General features: G+C 51.0%; 17 protein-coding genes. 8 read left to right on the top strand and 9 right to left on the bottom strand.

Features of this window, described 5'->3' with window-relative positions:
• Window positions 1-91: 91 nt before the first annotated feature.
• Window positions 92-889, bottom strand: coding sequence for a glucose 1-dehydrogenase (locus KNP02_RS12600; RefSeq protein WP_214709733.1), 798 nt, complete (start codon window positions 887-889; stop codon window positions 92-94).
• Between the two features lie 191 nt (window positions 890-1080).
• Between KNP02_RS12600 and KNP02_RS12595 the strand changes: the two genes are divergently transcribed.
• On the top strand, window positions 1081-2403 hold the full coding sequence (locus KNP02_RS12595) for a hemolysin family protein (protein WP_251130743.1): 1323 nt from the start codon (window positions 1081-1083) through the stop codon (window positions 2401-2403).
• Between the two features lie 194 nt (window positions 2404-2597).
• Entirely contained in the window at window positions 2598-3590 is a 993-nt protein-coding gene (locus KNP02_RS12590; RefSeq protein WP_034780689.1) for a 5'-3' exonuclease, read from the top strand.
• A gap of 14 nt (window positions 3591-3604) precedes the next feature.
• Here KNP02_RS12590 and KNP02_RS12585 read toward each other — a convergent pair whose 3' ends face one another.
• On the bottom strand, window positions 3605-4405 hold the full coding sequence (locus KNP02_RS12585) for a VOC family protein (protein WP_214709731.1): 801 nt from the start codon (window positions 4403-4405) through the stop codon (window positions 3605-3607).
• Between the two features lie 106 nt (window positions 4406-4511).
• Here KNP02_RS12585 and KNP02_RS12580 point away from each other — a divergent pair, with 106 nt between their 5' ends.
• On the top strand, window positions 4512-4838 hold the full coding sequence (locus KNP02_RS12580) for a winged helix-turn-helix transcriptional regulator (RefSeq protein ID WP_214709729.1): 327 nt from the start codon (window positions 4512-4514) through the stop codon (window positions 4836-4838).
• Between the two features lie 63 nt (window positions 4839-4901).
• Window positions 4902-5909 carry a S66 family peptidase gene (locus KNP02_RS12575; protein WP_214709727.1) on the top strand — a complete coding sequence of 336 codons (1008 nt, stop codon included), beginning with the start codon at window positions 4902-4904 and terminating at the stop codon, window positions 5907-5909.
• Window positions 5910-5913: 4 nt separating this feature from the next.
• On the opposite strand, the gene KNP02_RS12570 is transcribed toward KNP02_RS12575, so the two are convergent.
• The gene (locus KNP02_RS12570; RefSeq protein ID WP_214709725.1) at window positions 5914-7104 is read right to left on the bottom strand and encodes a helix-turn-helix domain-containing protein; all 1191 of its coding nucleotides are present in this window, start codon (window positions 7102-7104) and stop codon (window positions 5914-5916) included.
• A gap of 111 nt (window positions 7105-7215) precedes the next feature.
• On the opposite strand from KNP02_RS12570, the gene KNP02_RS12565 reads away from it, so the two are divergent.
• Window positions 7216-8481 carry an MFS transporter gene (locus KNP02_RS12565; protein WP_214709723.1) on the top strand — a complete coding sequence of 422 codons (1266 nt, stop codon included), beginning with the start codon at window positions 7216-7218 and terminating at the stop codon, window positions 8479-8481.
• Between the two features lie 22 nt (window positions 8482-8503).
• Here KNP02_RS12565 and KNP02_RS12560 read toward each other — a convergent pair whose 3' ends face one another.
• From KNP02_RS12560 to KNP02_RS12545, 4 genes are all read right to left on the bottom strand, one after another.
• On the bottom strand, window positions 8504-8800 hold the full coding sequence (locus tag KNP02_RS12560; RefSeq protein ID WP_029596302.1) for a DUF3817 domain-containing protein: 297 nt from the start codon (window positions 8798-8800) through the stop codon (window positions 8504-8506).
• A gap of 82 nt (window positions 8801-8882) precedes the next feature.
• Window positions 8883-9386 carry a DoxX family membrane protein gene (locus KNP02_RS12555; protein ID WP_214709721.1) on the bottom strand — a complete coding sequence of 168 codons (504 nt, stop codon included), beginning with the start codon at window positions 9384-9386 and terminating at the stop codon, window positions 8883-8885.
• A gap of 192 nt (window positions 9387-9578) precedes the next feature.
• Entirely contained in the window at window positions 9579-9992 is a 414-nt protein-coding gene (locus KNP02_RS12550; protein WP_214709719.1) for a pyridoxamine 5'-phosphate oxidase family protein, read from the bottom strand.
• Window positions 9993-10120: 128 nt separating this feature from the next.
• Entirely contained in the window at window positions 10121-10321 is a 201-nt protein-coding gene (locus KNP02_RS12545; RefSeq protein WP_016507985.1) for a cold-shock protein, read from the bottom strand.
• A 267-nt stretch (window positions 10322-10588) separates the two neighbouring features.
• Here KNP02_RS12545 and KNP02_RS12540 point away from each other — a divergent pair, with 267 nt between their 5' ends.
• Window positions 10589-12187 carry a glycoside hydrolase family 55 protein gene (locus KNP02_RS12540; protein WP_214709717.1) on the top strand — a complete coding sequence of 533 codons (1599 nt, stop codon included), beginning with the start codon at window positions 10589-10591 and terminating at the stop codon, window positions 12185-12187.
• Here KNP02_RS12540 and KNP02_RS12535 read toward each other — a convergent pair.
• On the bottom strand, window positions 12151-12657 hold the full coding sequence (locus tag KNP02_RS12535) for a flavodoxin domain-containing protein (protein WP_214709715.1): 507 nt from the start codon (window positions 12655-12657) through the stop codon (window positions 12151-12153). The two genes, KNP02_RS12540 and KNP02_RS12535, sit on opposite strands and share 37 nt — an antisense overlap.
• Before the next feature lie 103 nt (window positions 12658-12760).
• Window positions 12761-14410, bottom strand: coding sequence for a glycoside hydrolase family 13 protein (locus KNP02_RS12530; RefSeq protein ID WP_214709713.1), 1650 nt, complete (start codon window positions 14408-14410; stop codon window positions 12761-12763).
• Window positions 14411-14479: 69 nt separating this feature from the next.
• Here KNP02_RS12530 and KNP02_RS12525 point away from each other — a divergent pair, with 69 nt between their 5' ends.
• Both KNP02_RS12525 and KNP02_RS12520 read left to right on the top strand, forming a co-directional pair.
• Window positions 14480-15304 carry a helix-turn-helix domain-containing protein gene (locus tag KNP02_RS12525; RefSeq protein WP_353047356.1) on the top strand — a complete coding sequence of 275 codons (825 nt, stop codon included), beginning with the start codon at window positions 14480-14482 and terminating at the stop codon, window positions 15302-15304.
• An 82-nt stretch (window positions 15305-15386) separates the two neighbouring features.
• Entirely contained in the window at window positions 15387-16727 is a 1341-nt protein-coding gene (locus KNP02_RS12520; RefSeq protein ID WP_034780656.1) for a globin family protein, read from the top strand.
• Window position 16728: the final 1 nt, after the last annotated feature.

The raw sequence follows: 16728 nt of genomic DNA, 5'->3' as shown, positions 1-16728 counted from the left end.
AGAAGGGGTCCGGCCACCGAAAATCGGTGACCGGACCCCTCTTTTTATTAAAAAGCTTTAAAGCCGGCTAGTTATGTCCCAGCCTCTTTCGTCATTGTACTTTATTTTCAGGTCCGAAAGCCGGGTACAGCGATAGACCGCCATCCGCGAAAATCGTCGCGCCTGTGACGTACGACGACTCGTCAGAAGCAAGCCAGGCCGCCACGGCCGCAATCTGTTCAGGACGCCCGATCTCATGCGTCGGGATAAGTGCCTCAAGTCCTTTTTTCTCTTCCGGGTCTTGCATTGTCTCTTCGTTGATTGGTGTGTCGATCGCGCCCGGCGCGATGCCGTTGACACGGATCTTGTTCGGTGCGTACTCGAGCGCGACCGATTTCGTGAACATCTTGACGCCACCCTTACTCGCTGCGTAATGGGTATAACCAGGACGCGGAATCACTTCATGCACCGACGACATGTTGATGATGTTCCCTTGGATTTTGTGCTCCACAAAATATTTGAGAGCGGCCCGCACACCAAGGAACGTTCCAGTCAAGTTCGTGTCGATGATTTTCTTCCAGTTGTCGAGTTCCATCTCATGCGTTTTTGCTTCGACCTGCACCCCTGCATTATTGACGAAGATGTCCATCTTCCCGAACTCGGACACGGCCGTTTCAATCATCTTCTCGGCGAGTCCTTCTTCCGCGACGTCACCTTTCACCGCGACTGCCTTGCCGCCAGCCTCTTCGATTCCTTGAATCACTTTCTTCATCTCGTCTTCACTGCTGCGATAGTTCAGGATGACATGGACCCCTTCTTTTGCGTAACGCTCTGCAATCGCTCGACCGAGTCCTTTCGAACTGCCGGTGATGACTGCGACTTTGCCTTTCAGTTCTGGATAGTTAGCCATATCAATTCCTCCTTCGTCTCTTCTCGATTTGTAGTTCCCTCATTCCCCTCTTCGTGAAACCTTTTAGGCTGTTTTTTGAATATTTGTGGCAAATCTACTATACTGAAACAAACTATTCGTTTTCAGGGATTCTCCTGAACGACATACAACTTACTCTAATGGAGGTGACTCCCCGATTTTTGGGGGAATTTTTGGACAGTCCCATGTTATTCAGCTTATTGATCGTCGCCCTGCTCATTTTCATGACCGCCTTTTTTGTGGCGGCTGAATTCTCGATTGTTAAAGTGCGCGGCGCCCGTCTTGACCAACTCGTGCTCGAGGGAAACAAACGGGCCTCCGTCGCCAAAAAGGTGATTGAAAATCTTGATGACTCGCTATCGGCTTCACAGTTCGGTATCACGCTCGCCGCACTCGGTCTCGGTTGGATTGGTGCGGATCAAATCGAAGGGATGATTCAACCGCTTGTCGACCGTTTGAACGTATCGACGTCGCTCGCGACCATCCTATCCTTTTTGATTGCCTTCTTACTGATTGCCTTCTTGCACGTCGTCATCGGGGAACTGGTCCCGAAAACACTGGCCGTACACGAAGCCGAGCGCTTGACACTGCTCGTCGCCCGACCGCTTTATTTCTTCACGAAATTATTGTATCCGTTCATCCACGTGCTAAACGGCACAGCCCGGCTGACACTTCGCTTGTTCGGCGTGCAGACGACGGCACAGGAGACGGCGCACTCGGAAGAAGAACTCAAAATCATCATGACCGAGAGTTTCCGCAGTGGAGAAATTAACGAGAATGAGCTCGCCTACGTTCAAAATATCTTCTCTTTCGACGAACGTGTCGCCAAAGACGCGATGGTCCCACGGATGAACATGGTGACCATCGACGAAGAAGACTCGATTGAGACGATTATCGCTACCGTCCAAGAGCACCAATATACGCGCTATCCGGTCACCCGTGACGGTGACCGCGATGATGTGCTTGGCTTTATTAACGCCAAGCAGCTATTCACCGCTCAACTCGTCAAGAGCGACGCCCCGTTCGAATCGTTCATCCATCAACTCCCGCTCGTGACGGAGTTCACGCCGCTTCAAGAGGCGATGGTGAAAATGCAGAACGCGCGGACGATGATGTGTCTCGTCATCGACGAGTATGGGGGTACGGCGGGACTTCTCACGATTGAAGATATCCTCGAGGAAATCGTTGGGGAGATTCGTGATGAATTCGACCGTGACGAGCAAGCTGAGATCACCGAAGTCACACCCGGGCATTATCGCCTGTCCGGTCTCGTCTTGACGCAAGAGATCGAAGAACGGTTCGGCATCGAAATCGAGGATGATGTCGATACGATCGGCGGCTTCGTCTTATCACAAAAAGCGAATGCACGTACTGGAGAACGCTTCGTCTTACCGGGCGAACATGAGCTGATTGTTCGTGAAATCGACAATCACCGTATCGTTTTCGTCGATTTGATTTTGGCTCATAAAGACGAGATTCAACCTGAACTCGACTGACCGCCTACGAAAAGCCCTCCCCGAAAAATCGGGGAGGGCTTTTCGTAGGCGGTCCGAACTGTCGCTATATTTTCAGACCTTGTCGTGATATACTGCACATATGTTGCTTATTTGAGTGCGTGTCACTCATTGACACAACATCACCGAACAGTTCATGAATGTTCGGTCCAACAACTACAGAAAGAAGGTTACGCATGGAACGTAAACTATTTTTAATTGACGGAAACTCCATGCTGGCCAGTGCCTATTACGGTGCCGCCGCGAGCCGAACGAAAAAAGGACGCGAGGTATCTAAAAACGATCGGAGTGCCGTCATCGGTATGACCGGCCTCATCCGGACGATTCTACGTAGACATCGTCCGACTCATTTTGTCGTCGTGTGGGACGTCTCACGTGAAACATTATGGCGCCGCGAGCTTTATCCAGGCTATAAACGCCGTCGCCGCCAGACACCACCCGAGTTGAAAGCTCAAATGGAACTCATGCGCCAATTGCTTGAAGATAGCGGGATTCCGCAATATCAAGTCGAAGGCTATGAAGGAGAAGATTTGATCGCTCATATCGCTCGGAAGTTTAGCTGTAGCGCTCCTGTCGTCATCATGACGAAAGACAAGGACTTGCTTCAGCTCGTGAGCCCACGCATCACCGTTTGGCTTCAAACGCAAGAGTTGCAACAAATGCAGGCTCGTTGCGACATCAAAGACAATCGCCCGCTCCCGCTCAAGCGACATCTCGAGATTCGTCCTGAGGAGATTGCGGCGTTGTACGAAGGATTGAAGCCAAAACAGCTCTCAGCAGTCAAAGCATTGACAGGAGACCGTTCAGACGGGATCCCGCCTGTGGCCGGATTGGACGAAAGCCAATCGGTCCAGTTGATCAAACGCTTTGGTTCGCTTGATAAGCTCTATACGGCGCTAAGCGTCAAAGGCGACAAACGACAATTAATCAATGAAACGATCGCGGCACTGACGTCAGAAGAAGTGCCCCGTAACTTGAGACGCACACGTAAAAAGGCCGAGCGCAACATGGAGCTCGTCCGTCTCGATGTCACGGTGCCAGAACTCGAACACTTGAAACTCGCTCATCTTGAGCTCAGTATCAATTCAAAACGTGTCGAACAAGCGTATCAAAAACGCGGCATTCGCCTCTCGTTTGATTCGAGTCAAAAGAAAATTTCAGCACGCTAAAAAAGCGCGGACAATTAGTCCACGCTTTTTATATTTACCTTGATGCCATCATCGTCGGTGAGCGACCATTCCGGTGTCGTCCCGCCAAGCGCGCGGTTCGTCTCTGCGTCGACCAAAAGCGTCCACGCCTCCAGACCAGCCTCTTGTCCCATCGCCTGGCTCGGCCGGGCCCAGACGTTCGTCCCGATATGGTGATGATACCCGTCGGCCGCTAAAAATAAGGCGCCTGGATACGAATCGGTCGTCACCGTGAAACCGAGACGATCTTGATAGAATAATTTTGCCGCTTCTAGGGAACGTACTTTGAAGTGGACATGCCCCATCGTCGTCCCGTTCGGAAGGCCCGTGAACGGACGGTCGGCCGCCGCCTCGAGCATCGATTCATATTCAACCGGGTCCGTCGACATCTTCACATGACCGTTCGCTTCATATTCCCACTGCTCCCGGGGACGATCCGCGTAGAGCTCGATGCCGTTTCCTTCCGGGTCGCTCAAATAAAACGCCTCGCTGACCAAATGATCACCTTGGCCGACTTCAATCCGTTGCTCAATCAAATGACGAAGAATCCGTCCGAGTTCGACACGGTCCGGCAATAAAATGGCCATATGGAACAAGCCGGCTGTTCGTGGATTGGAACGCACGCCGCTCACTTCATGTAAGATAACGAGCGGCGTATTTGGCGCACCGAGCATGACGCGATTTTCTGTCGTCTCCAGTACATCCATGCCGATGACGCGTTCATAATACGTTTTCATCATTTTTAAATCATGGACGCGCAACGTGACGGCGCCGAGTTGTATGTTTGTCAATTTCATAGTTGATCACCTCTATCCTCAGTATACCCGCTAAGTGGGAGCGGCAGAAGACGGCACAAAAAGGTGGTATAGTTACCAAAAGGATACTTAGAGAGGAGTGAGGCAGATGCCACTGATTTCAAGCTGTGAGGTCGATACCGCACTCGAGATGATCACGGGAAAATGGAAACCATCGATTTTACTCGCACTCATCAACGAAGACACGTTGCGGTTCAGCGAATTGAAACGCTCGCTCCCAAATATCAGTCAAAAGATTTTGACGGCACAGCTTCGCGATTTAGAGGAGCAAGACATCATCATCCGCACCGTCTATCCCGAAGTTCCGCCTCGTGTGGACTATCGCTTGAGCGAGTATGGGAAGACGTTGATTCCGGTGCTCGAGACGATGAACGCTTGGGGCATCCAACACGCAGAACGTATGCGTCAAAAATAATTGTCCACATGTGGATAACCCGTTCCCGCATTCCCATCTATCACTTATCCACAGGAGGCTCACATGATTCGTTATCCACAATTGACCGGACATCACTTCGGTGTGACGGCCCCTTCATCGGGTGTTCCCGCTGAATTACATGGACTGCTCCATGAGGCCGAGGCGACATTCACCCGCCATGGGTTCACGCTCCAATTCGAGCCATCGGTCTGGACGCAAGACAAAGCAAAATCGGCACCGGCAAAAGTCCGGGCCGATGAATTGACGCGTTTGTTCCACGATGACGCCATCGATTTAATTATCCCGCCATGGGGCGGCGTCCTTTTGATTGAGTTGCTAGACGCGATTGACTGGGACGCGCTCCCGCCGAAATGGATGCTCGGCTATTCGGACGTCAGCTTATTCCTATTCGTGTATACGCTCAAGACCGGCATCGCCTCTGCTCACGGGACGAACCTCGTCGACCTGCGCGGCGAAGAATGGGATGCGACGAGCTCACGTTGGCTCGACGTCGTTTCAGCGAAAGAAGGCGAGACGGTCATCCAGCTCGCCTCGGAACAGTTCCAAAAAGAGTGGCAACATGAGAACCCGAGCCCGCACGTCTATCATTTGACCGAACCGACGGAGTGGAAATCACTCGGCGGGACAGAAGCGACCGGACGACTGCTCGGCGGCTGTATCGATGTCCTGATGCATACGATTGGTACACCGTACGGCGACGTCGCCACGTTCCAACAGACCCATTTGAACGGGGAGCCGATCCTTTGGTATTTCGAAAACGCCGAGCTCGATGTCCCGGCACTCAAACGGACCCTGCTTCAAATGAAGTGGGCCGGTTGGTTCAATCATACGTCTGGCATTCTGTTCGGGCGTAGCGCGGCCCAACAGCCCGTCCAAGGCTACACGGCAGAAGACGTGTATGCGGAACTGCAGTACTTGCTCGACGTCCCTGTCATTTACGATATCGACTGCGGGCACGTCCCGCCGCAAATGACACTCATCAACGGTGCCCACGCCTCGATTCAAGTCGAGGACGGCAAAGGGACACTCATTCAAACGTTCAAGGGCTGACGCTTCAGCCCTTGATTTTTTTGATGAGCGACATCAGATGGCTGCGGAAACGACCTTCCGGGAACAGACCCACTTCTCGTTCGATCAACGGGACCCATTCATCCCCACACCCGTGACTCGTTCCAATTAACAGCCCTTCAAAGTAAATCGCTTGATCGACAAACCCATGCTTCGCCCATTGATCATGATGCTCCAACAGTTTCAAAAACGATTTCCGGGCTGCCTCTATCTTACCAGTCAGCGCGAAATAGACACCTTTACTCATCTCGAACGCTGCGATGAATTCTGTATTTCCTTCTAGCAGCTGGTTCATGACAGCAATCTGTTGCTGTAGAAGATCCGTCTTCCGATATTCAATCGCATAGAGCGCTTCTGTCATCGCTAGTCGTATTTTCATCGTCACATCGTTTGTGAAATTCGTGTATTGTTTCGCTTTTTGTAGCGCATCGACAATCGCTGCTTCATCTTTTAAATATAGGGCGCAAATGGCGATCGTTCGATATACATCGTCGACCCGATAGTACATTTTCGTTCGTTTCATGTAATCAAGCGTATCTTCGAGACGACGAATCGCGCCTGGTAAATCATCGTCATACAACATATTACGAAACACCATCAACATGCTGAATTCGACGTGCGTCTTCGTCTTCATCCTTCTCGAATCAATCAACTCAATCGTATCGATACGCTCAATCGCCTCATCAAATCGATTCCACATGAGCAGATAAAACGCTTGGCTGATGCGAGCCATAATCAATTCTTCTTTCTCCTCGAGCCGCTCGAACACCGCGATTGCCCGGTCGTACCACTCCAACAGTTGTCGTTGGTCCCCACGATTGAAGAAACTGTCCGCGAGTAACGTGTACGCCTTCCCTTGCCACACCGAGTTCATCTCCACGTCCAAATAAGGTACGAGCGCCTTCTGAACGGCTGCATCTTCCCATGAGTTGAGACTCCCTTGCATATATTCAATTTCTTCGACGATTTTCTGCAAGTCTGCCTCGCGCGGATCGACGAGCAATGACTGTAACGACACGTCCAACCGTTTCGCGAGTTCCCGAAGACTGCGCATCGACGCCTCCGCTTTTCCATTTTCAATCATACTGAGCATCGATTTTGTGATGATGCCTTCGGCCAGTTGACTTTGCGTCAACTTTTTTTCTTTTCGTAACGTTTTTATTCGTTGTCCGATCATAGGGGCACCTCTTAAAAGTTAAATTTAATTGAACTTATTGTATACAAATCGGTTGTCATCGTTTATTATAAAGTTAAATCAGGTTGAACTTGACTATAAAGGAGAATCGATATGACGACCACCTCATCGAACTTGTATGTATTGTTGCTCGGAAAGTTCATGTCGTTGTTTGCATCCAGTCTTTTCACGTTTGTCGCGGGATTGACCGTCCTGACCACATCTGGATCGGGACTACAGTTCGCGCTCGTCTTGCTCGCCGGCACAGTGCCCCGCGTTTTATTATCTCCGTTTGCCGGGGCATTCGCCGACAAACTGGATCGCAAACGCGTGATTATCACGATGGAGTCAGTAAACGCCTTATTATTTTTGGTTGCTGGAATTGCGAGTCTCGTTTGGACGTTCGGCGTACCTGCTTTCTTGATTATCACATGTCTGCTCTCTATCGTCTCGACTTTCTTATCGGTCACGTTGTCGAGTTCGATTCCGCTCTTGTTCAATCAGGGAGAACTTCAACGCACCAACTCATTGATTCAAACTGTCATTTCCGTTTCGAGCATCGGTACACCATTGTTAGCGGGTGCCTTGTTCAAACTGTTACCGATCTCGGCCTTCCTACTCAGTTCATCCCTCTTGTTTGTTATCGCCGCCCTTGTCGCTTCTCGTCTCACGTTCCGAACGCATGAACGCATCTCTTCTGACCAATCGACATGGGACGACGTCCGGTCCGGCTTCCGCTACTTGAAACGCCAGCGCGTACTTTGGACGTTGACCCTCTTGGCCGCCTTGCTCAATTTCTTTTTTGTTGCCACCGAAGTGCTGTTCCCGATTGCCGCCCTACAAGAAATCGGTGTCAGTCCCCTCCAGTTCGGCTTTTTAGAGAGCATGTTCGCTGTCGGCTTTTTAGTCGCCTCGCTCGCCCATGCGTTACCAGTCTTTGCAATCAAGTATCGCCTTGCGACCGTTCGCACGTCGCTCATTGTCATGAGTTGTCTTTTTATTGCACCGGCCATACCCATCTATTTTGACTTCACAATCACGCCGGCCATCGTCTTATTCACAAGTTTCGCTTTATTGAGCGGCTTTTTCATTCTCCGTGTCAACATCCCGATGCAACTGTATTTACAGACAAACACGGAACCAAGTTATCTCGGTCGTGTCATGGGCGTCCTCGAAGCACTCGCTATGGGCATCACACCGCTCGGATTTATCTTATTCGGCGCATTGAGCGAATGGGTGCCCGTCGCATACCTCTATTCTATTTGCATGGTCTGCCTGCTCACCATCACGTTGTTCGCGATGCACCGCATCCGTCACGACATTGCTGCCGAAAAATCAGATGTATTGGCCGATGCGCAAAGCGCTCCGGCGCATCAGTGAACACAAAAAGACATCGAACGTTTCAGTTCGATGTCTTTTCTGTTGATGGGAGGACTCGTTTCTCTAACAAGAACGGTCCGAGTGGGATGACCGACGCCATGACGGCGAGCACTAACACTTTGAAGCCCCAGTTGAAACGCCATGCCATATAGACGGCTGCCGCCACGTAAGCGACGAACAGGAAACCATGGGCCGCGCCGACGATACTGACAGCGAGCGGCATGCCCGCCAAATACTTGAGCGGCATCGCGATGAGCAACAAGAGTAAGAAAGACACTCCTTCTGTGTATCCGAGCCATTTAAAATGTGTCGCGTTCATATTCGTTCTCCTTTTCAATCGATGCTACGTTCATCGTAGCCGAAAGTGGTGAGGTTTGTCACAGGAGAACGTCATAAATCCGTTACGCTATTTGACGATTTGGTGAACGATGCATGACTTTTGTTTCCACGAACTTGCGAAGGAACAATCCATCGACGCCAAGTTTACCAGCATTGTAGCCTGCGACGAGGATGAGGACTGAGACGATTAACATCGTCGGGTTCGTGCTGACCGTACCTGAGAGCAAGAACGCCATGTTCATGACGAGACCGAAGAAAGCGGCGCTACGTGTGAGGGCACCGAGCAAGAGCCCGAGACCGACGAGAAACTCACCGTAAGGAATCAACACATCGAACAAAGCCGCGTTCGGGATGGCGAAGTTCTCTAAAAATGCTGCCCACCAACCGGCAACGGCTGGGTGATCACCCGTGGCGAGGGAAGCTGCGTTTTGAAGATAACCACCCGACTCGAATCCACCTGTGATTTTGCCCCAGCCTGCTGTGAGCCAGTGATAGCCGAGCCAGAGACGAAGGACTGTCAAAATACCGGTAGCGATGTTGTGGTTCTGCCAAAATTTTATGAACATGATAATTCCTCCTTTGAATGAGTGAATGATGATTGATATGTGATTACATTCACAATATACCATCTATGTTCACACTTTCACATAAGTTAGGGCAAGAGTTCACGTTTCGTTCATATGTGCGTCACAGGTCAGTCACTTTTTGGAAATTGGTCAATTTGAAAAGGACGTCCGCGAGGGACGTCCTTGTTTGAGTTACAAATTCACTTCTTGAGGGGGCTGTCCTTTTTTATTCATCACGCGCATCGACTGCGGCGCGATTTTCAAGATGACGAGTTTTGGATCGTCCGGACCATCGAACCAGCCTTCGAGTTTCTCGTTCCATACTTTTTCTTTCATCGATTCATCATCCGATACACTCGTCTCGCCTAAAATCTCGAGATACGTATCCCCGACACCATCGCCGTCATAACCAATCAAAATATGCGTATACGGATTGTTTTTTAATTCATCGACTTTATCCGTGTCTTTCGACGTTGCCGTGTAGAGTGTCAGTTCATCATGGAAAAACGTCATATAACGGCTGTGCGGCTTGCCTTTATAGACCGTCGCCATCGTCCCTACGTTACTATGATCTAAAATCTGTTTGGCCGTTTGCATTGCATCCATTCCGAAAAACCTCCTTGTGATAGTCACTCGTATATTGATTCCCCTGGGGCAAGTGATTAAACACGCGGACAACAAAAAACCTGCTCGCCGAAGCGAGCAGGTTATAAAATTCCTTGAGATAAGGAAGATTAGATTTTTTCAACGTTAGAAGCTTGTGGTCCACGAGCTCCGTCAGTGATTTCGAAAGTTACTGCTTGGCCTTCTTCAAGTGTCTTGAAGCCGTCGCCTTGGATTGCTGAGAAGTGTACGAATACGTCGTCTCCGCCTTCCATTTCGATGAAGCCGTAACCTTTTTCTGAGTTAAACCATTTTACTTTACCTGTGTTCATAATGAACCCTCCTGAAATAAACGCTGTGCGTTCTAGTAGTGCCTTACTAGAAAAAACTGACCAATAAAAAACCACAAACCTCTAGGATTATCTTAAACGAAAAATAATCCAAAGCGTTTTGTGAATTATGTTTCCAGCTATTCTTAATTAAGCACATATAGAATATACCATGGATAAATGCTTCTGTCTACTAAATACTTCGGTTTGCTAAAAACACTTCTAAAACGGGTACATCCAATTGTAGTGAACGCTAGGAGGATGAACCATATGACAGCATACATTGACCGTTCGAACATTGCCGCCACGATCGCCCAGCATTCGAATTGGGCACTTGATAAGTTACTGACGGAAACACTCGATTGGCATGAGGCGACTCGACGTATGGCCTATCCCGATCAAGCAAAAACTTATCTCTCCCATTTGCCAATGACGGAGCGTATCGTTCCAGTGACGAGTTCGTTGCCGCTTGAAATAGTAGAAGGAATCGTCCGCCCGGTGTGGATGCGCCGGCTCGACGCCGAGCACTTGAACTTGAGACAAATGACGCGTCAGCACGTCGACGTCACCGATTATGGCGCCATCGGGGATGGGCAGACGGATTGCACGCTCGCTTTTCGGCTCGCCCTCAGGTCGAGCCGCCACGTCCACGTGCCGGCCGGCGTATATATCGTCCGCGGCATACGTATCCCGTCGAACTGCGTGCTCGAAGGGGCCGGCCAGCAGGAAACGATCATCAAGCTCTCAGACCGGGCCCCGAAACATCGACGATTACTTCGAAATGCGACTCCCTTCGCCGGCAACCACCATATCGAAGTCGCACATTTGACGCTCGACTGGAACGTGGAGCGCCTCGGTGACGTCGACCGGACGTCGAGTGGCGATACCGCTTCGAGCGCGTTGACGTTCGCGCACGTCAAATTCGGTTGGATCCATCACGTCACGGCGAAAAACGCGGGACTGCATGCCTTTGATATCACTGCACCCCACTATCATTACTTGGGAGACGGATTACGCGCCAAAAAAGGCAGCCGCTACGTGTGGCTCGATCATTGCGAGGCGACGAATTACGGCGACGATGGCATCACGACCCACCATAGTGACGCCATCTATATCACGAACTGCTATTGTCATCATCCACACGGACGCACCCATGCCCATGGATTCTCGAACTCGAACGGAATCGAGATTGATGACGGGTCACGCCATGTCACACTCGTCAACAATATGAGCGAGGGTTGCTTCGGGGGCGTCGAAGTGAAGGCGCACGGGACGTCTTCAGCCGCTCACGACGTCCACATATTCGGACACTTCTCATATCACGATAATCGCTCGTTCAACTTCCGGCACATCAGCCACCACTTAGCTGATGATCCGCAGTCGAAGACGGCACGCTTCCTTTCAGGGACGAACCTCGTCTCGATGGAGCCGGTCCGTTCGAGTCTTTATAAGAAGTCTTCTGCGCGTAGCCTCGTCATATCAGCGTATCAAGACGTGTTCATTCACGGGTTCACGGCGATTGGGAATCCTGAATATGACTATCGTGGAAATCCGGCGCTCGCCGTTCAATACAAGTCTCGGAACGTCCGCTTGAAACGGATTGCGGCGAGCGGGTTTACTTCGGGACGGGCCGACATCGAACTGTTCGGCGGCGATAACCGGACCGATCACGTCACGATCGAGGACGTCATTTGCCGTAACTCGGCCCCGGTCGCGTTGAAAGTCGGCGGGCAACTGACGAACGTCATGCTCCGTCGGATTGAAGGCGAACAAAAAAGTGGAGATGTACTCATCTCCACGAGTAGCCCGATCGAGGCCCATGATTTATTCGCTTATGGGTTTTCCGATCGCGTACGCAATGACGCTTGAGCCGACTCGACGAGTTCATCGAGCATCGCCTCATCTAAATTGAGTGAACTCACCGTCTGTTTCGCCATCATGCGGACGATGGCTTTGTCGAGAAAGCCCATTCGTTCGAAATCATAGCCGTTGCCGACGACTTCGACGAAATAAGCATGTGCCCGCAACACTTCTCGATAAGCATCCTCGAGTTCTCGTTGCCGTTCGGCCGCAGTCGGCGTACCGGCACATAAATAGAGGCCGAGCGGTCGTTTGAGCAGTTGGGTTTCGTTCCTGTGCAGCCAAGCCGTCATCTCGTCTTGAATTTTGCCCATCCGAATCGAGCTGCCGACAATCACATGGTCGACCGTCTCCCACTCGACATCCGGCTGCTCGACTACATTTTGGATGTGAACGTCTCCCGGAAGCCGTTCGGCCAACAAATGAGCAACTTTCTCACTCGTCCCGTAGCGGGTCGAGTAAGCAATTAACGTATTCATCGCGTTTCCCCCTTTCGGTCAGACTCTACTATCCTTATTCCCGAAACGGGTCATCTTTACTAACGACACAACAAAAACTCGCCACGGAGGCGAGTTTTTTTCGTCACACTTTATACACTTGCGCTTCATACGGACGAAGCGTGAACGGTTCGATCGGTTCCATGTTCCCGATGACACGTTCTGTCACGTCATACGGGAGTTCGCGTGTCACCGTCTCATCCGAGAAGTTGCAGAGCACGAGCCACGTCTCCCCTTCGAACGTTCGAGTGAAGGCGTATACCGCTTCATCGTCTGGGAGTAACAGTTCATACTTCCCGTAGACAACGATCGGATTTTGTTTCCGGAGCTGAATCAACTGGCGATAGTAATGGAACAGCGAGTCTGGATCACGCCGCGCCGCTTCCGCGTTCACGGTCGTATAGTTCGGGTTGACCCCAATCCAAGGCGTGCCGGACGTGAATCCGCCTTGCGGTTCGGCCGACCACTGGACCGGTGTCCGCGAGTTGTCGCGCCCACGTGCGTGAATACCGCGGAAAATCTCATCATGCGTCAACAAGCCATTCGTCGTGTAATCCCGATACGCGTTGAGTGTCTCGATGTCACGGTACTCATCAATCGAGTCGAACGCCACGTTCGTCATCCCGAACTCTTCACCTTGATAGATGTATGGCGTCCCTTTCAGCATGTGCAGGAGCGTCGCCAGCATCTTGCCAGAGACGACACGATACTCGTCCGAGTCGTTCCCGAACCGTGAAATGGCTCGCGGTTGGTCATGGTTGCTCCAGTAGAGACTGTTCCAGCCATCTTCTTCAAGACCTTCTTGCCAACGCGAGAAGATTGTCTTCAAGTCCGTCAACTTCCAGTCTGTCGGATTCCATTTGCCGAAACTGCCGTTGCCGACGTCGACGTGTTCGAAATGGAACACCATGTTCAACTCATCACGGTCTGTTCCCGTATATAGCTTCGCCTCATCGACGCTGACGCCAGGCATCTCACCGACCGTGATCGTATCGTATTTCGACAAGACCTCACGATTCATCTCCTGCATGAACTCATGGATGCGCGGTCCGTTGAAGAAGAACGGTGTGCCGTCCCCATAACCTGTCCCCCGCGTCTCCCCGTTTGGATAGCTCGGATCTTTCGAGATCATGTTGATGACATCCATTCGGAAACCGTCGACCCCTTTGTCGAGCCAGTACGTCATCAAATCGTATACTTCACGGCGCAACGTCTCTGACTCCCAGTTCAAGTCTGGTTGCTTTTTGCTGAACAGATGCAAGTAGTATTCGTCGCTTGCCTCATCGTATTGCCAGGCACTCCCTCCGAAGAAAGCACCCCAGTTCGTCGGTGGCTGACCGTTCTCGCCTTTTTTCCAAATGTAGTAGTCCCGATATGGGCTGTCTTTTGAGGAGCGCGACTCCATGAACCATTGGTGTTCGTCCGACGAGTGGTTGACGACGAGGTCCATCATAATTTTGATGCCGTGACGATGCGCTTCTTCGAGCATCGCATCGAAATCGTCCATCGTTCCGAACTCATCCATGATGGCCCGGTAATCGCGGATGTCGTATCCGTTGTCGTCGTTCGGTGAATCGTACACCGGCGATAGCCAGATGACATCGATGCCGAGTTCCGCCAAATACGACATCTTCTCGGTGATTCCAGGGATGTCCCCAATCCCGTCACCGTTCGAGTCATTAAAGCTGCGCGGGTAAATTTGATAGACGACCGCTTCTTTCCACCATTGTTTCATGTTTCATCCTCCTCATACGTTCTGTCGATTTCATCGTACCCGCTCCTCGCCTTGATTTCTATCCATGATATGATGAGAATATGCACGATTTTGCTATTAAGAAAGGATGATTCGATGGAAATTGGCTTTTGTGGCTATTCGTATCATACAACGACCTACACTTTTCCTTTCCCTAATCGATTGGAGACGTATTTGATTCGCTTGCAGACTGAAGGCACGGCACGAATCGTCGTCAATGGAGAGACGTATACGGTACGGCCTGGCGATTTGTTGCTCGTCAAACCTGGTGACGAGTACGAACTGCATGTCGACACCCCGGCGAGCGGGGATTATCATCTCTTCTGCAACGGTTCATCACTTGATACGTGGTGGACTGCGGCGAATCGTTCCCGCATCACGTCCATCTCGATCGACCCTCGCCTGTTGTCACTCTGGCAACACATCACCGAAGAGGCACGACGCCCGACGACTGAACAAAGTCCGGCCTTGATTGAAACACTGATTGAAGCCTTGCTTCTCATGCTCGACCGTTCCGTCCAAGAAGTGCAAGCGAACGTGCGGCCACCGGTCGTGTCACGCATGATGCGTTATATAGAAGGAAACGTCACGAGCGACTTCAAAGTGGCGGACGTCGCCGACGCGGTCGGGCTCAGTGTATCGCGGACCGTCCACTTGTTCAAAGAAGTGACCGGTATGACGATTGTCGCCTATGCCCAATCGATTCGACTCCAGCTCGCCGAAGAACAGATGCAGTATACCCAACACTCTCTCGAACGAATCGCCGAGCTGTCCGGATTCCGATCCTATCCATATTTTCATCGAATCTTTAAACGAAAATATGGCGTCGCACCAGGGGTGTATCGCACACTTCAACAAAAAAACGAAAAAAAATAAAAAAAGAGTGATCCATTTTTTGAACCGCTCCGTTAGATGGGTGTAAACAACGACAACCACTCAAAAAAAGGAGCGATTACCCATGAAGAAGAAAACAATGAACAAGATTGTAGCACCGGCACTCGCACTCGGCTTACTCGTCCCATTGAATGCACAGGCAGCGGATCACGCGCCGACAGCAAGCACACCAGCAGGTGACTTACGAGCCACGCTCGACCAATTACTGTCTGAGCATTACGTCTTAGCTGTCACATCGATGATGAAAGCTTACGATGGAGCACCAGACGCTGAAGTCGCGATGAAGGCACTCGATCAAAACGCACTCGACATGACACCGGCCATCGCTTCGATTTATGGAGATGAGGGCGCAGCCCAGTTCGAAGACATCTTCGCTGGTCACAACGACTACTCAGCTGACTTCGTTGAAGCGGCTAAATCAGAAGACAAAGAGCTTCGCGCTGACGCTGAAGCTGAGGTCGATGAATTCGTCGAAGAGTTCTCAACATTCCTTGATGCAGCAACAGAAGGTAACTTACCAAAAGACGCTGCAGCTGACGTACTTGAGCTTCACGAAGACCAAGTTCTCTCAGTATTCGACAACTATGTCGCAGGTGACTACGAGTCGGCATACATGACGTACCGCGAAGGGTACAAGCTCATGTTCGACATCAGTAAAGCCCTCTCAGGCGCAATCGTCACACAGATGCCTGACAAGTTTGAAACTGCTGCTGACACACCGGCCGTCGAGCTTCGTTCAACATTGAACAGCCTTGCTGGTGAACACTTCGCTCTCGCAGCAATCGGCATGCAAAAAGGCTACGATCAAGCAGAAGACTTCGACTACGTGAGCTGGGCTGAAGATCAGAACACACTCGATTTCAAAGCAGCCATCGGTTCAGTCTACGGTGATGAAGGTGCGGCCCAATTCGAAAAAGTATGGAATGGGAACCACATCACAGCACAAGGTGACATCGTTGCCGCTACACTCGAAGGCGATGAAGCTAAAATTGAAGAAGCACGCATGAAGCTCGACCAGTTCGCTGTCGATTTCAGTACATTCCTCGATGCAGCGACAGAAGGTAACTTGCCACAAGAAGCTGGCCAAGAAGCGATCAAACAACATGAGGCCCTCGTGCTTCAAACGTTCGACCAGTATGTAGCTGGTGATGCGGATGCCGCTTGGATGTCATTCCGTGAAGGATACGCGTTCATGTTCGGTGTTGGTGAGACACTCGGTAACGCGATCGTGACACAAATGCCTGACAAGTTCGCTGAAACAACAATGCCTGAAGAGATGCCTGAAACAGGTCTCGGTGGTGCACAAGAACAATCAATGAACACGCTCTACGCTGGCCTTGCTGTACTTGGCGGAATCTTGCTCGCCTTTGTAACGCTTCGCAACCGTAAAGAATCTGTTCAATAAT

This window comes from Exiguobacterium sp. s40, assembly GCF_018617905.1.
Lineage (GTDB): Bacteria > Bacillota > Bacilli > Exiguobacteriales > Exiguobacteriaceae > Exiguobacterium > Exiguobacterium mexicanum_A.
This window is presented reverse-complemented; position numbering and strand designations above follow the sequence as displayed.

What these genes read in the sequence shown, in the direction of transcription:
- KNP02_RS12600 (WP_214709733.1), bottom strand. Translation starts at nt 889, where the DNA reads ATGGCTAACTATCCAGAACTGAAAGGCAAAGTCGCAGTCATCACCGGC.
- KNP02_RS12590 (WP_034780689.1), top strand. Translation starts at nt 2,598, where the DNA reads ATGGAACGTAAACTATTTTTAATTGACGGAAACTCCATGCTGGCCAGT.
- KNP02_RS12585 (WP_214709731.1), bottom strand. Translation starts at nt 4,405, where the DNA reads ATGAAATTGACAAACATACAACTCGGCGCCGTCACGTTGCGCGTCCAT.
- KNP02_RS12580 (WP_214709729.1), top strand. Translation starts at nt 4,512, where the DNA reads ATGCCACTGATTTCAAGCTGTGAGGTCGATACCGCACTCGAGATGATC.
- KNP02_RS12575 (WP_214709727.1), top strand. Translation starts at nt 4,902, where the DNA reads ATGATTCGTTATCCACAATTGACCGGACATCACTTCGGTGTGACGGCC.
- KNP02_RS12570 (WP_214709725.1), bottom strand. Translation starts at nt 7,104, where the DNA reads ATGATCGGACAACGAATAAAAACGTTACGAAAAGAAAAAAAGTTGACG.
- KNP02_RS12565 (WP_214709723.1), top strand. Translation starts at nt 7,216, where the DNA reads ATGACGACCACCTCATCGAACTTGTATGTATTGTTGCTCGGAAAGTTC.
- KNP02_RS12560 (WP_029596302.1), bottom strand. Translation starts at nt 8,800, where the DNA reads ATGAACGCGACACATTTTAAATGGCTCGGATACACAGAAGGAGTGTCT.
- KNP02_RS12555 (WP_214709721.1), bottom strand. Translation starts at nt 9,386, where the DNA reads ATGTTCATAAAATTTTGGCAGAACCACAACATCGCTACCGGTATTTTG.
- KNP02_RS12550 (WP_214709719.1), bottom strand. Translation starts at nt 9,992, where the DNA reads ATGGATGCAATGCAAACGGCCAAACAGATTTTAGATCATAGTAACGTA.
- KNP02_RS12545 (WP_016507985.1), bottom strand. Translation starts at nt 10,321, where the DNA reads ATGAACACAGGTAAAGTAAAATGGTTTAACTCAGAAAAAGGTTACGGC.
- KNP02_RS12540 (WP_214709717.1), top strand. Translation starts at nt 10,589, where the DNA reads ATGACAGCATACATTGACCGTTCGAACATTGCCGCCACGATCGCCCAG.
- KNP02_RS12535 (WP_214709715.1), bottom strand. Translation starts at nt 12,657, where the DNA reads ATGAATACGTTAATTGCTTACTCGACCCGCTACGGGACGAGTGAGAAA.
- KNP02_RS12530 (WP_214709713.1), bottom strand. Translation starts at nt 14,410, where the DNA reads ATGAAACAATGGTGGAAAGAAGCGGTCGTCTATCAAATTTACCCGCGC.
- KNP02_RS12525 (WP_353047356.1), top strand. Translation starts at nt 14,480, where the DNA reads ATGATGAGAATATGCACGATTTTGCTATTAAGAAAGGATGATTCGATG.
- KNP02_RS12520 (WP_034780656.1), top strand. Translation starts at nt 15,387, where the DNA reads ATGAAGAAGAAAACAATGAACAAGATTGTAGCACCGGCACTCGCACTC.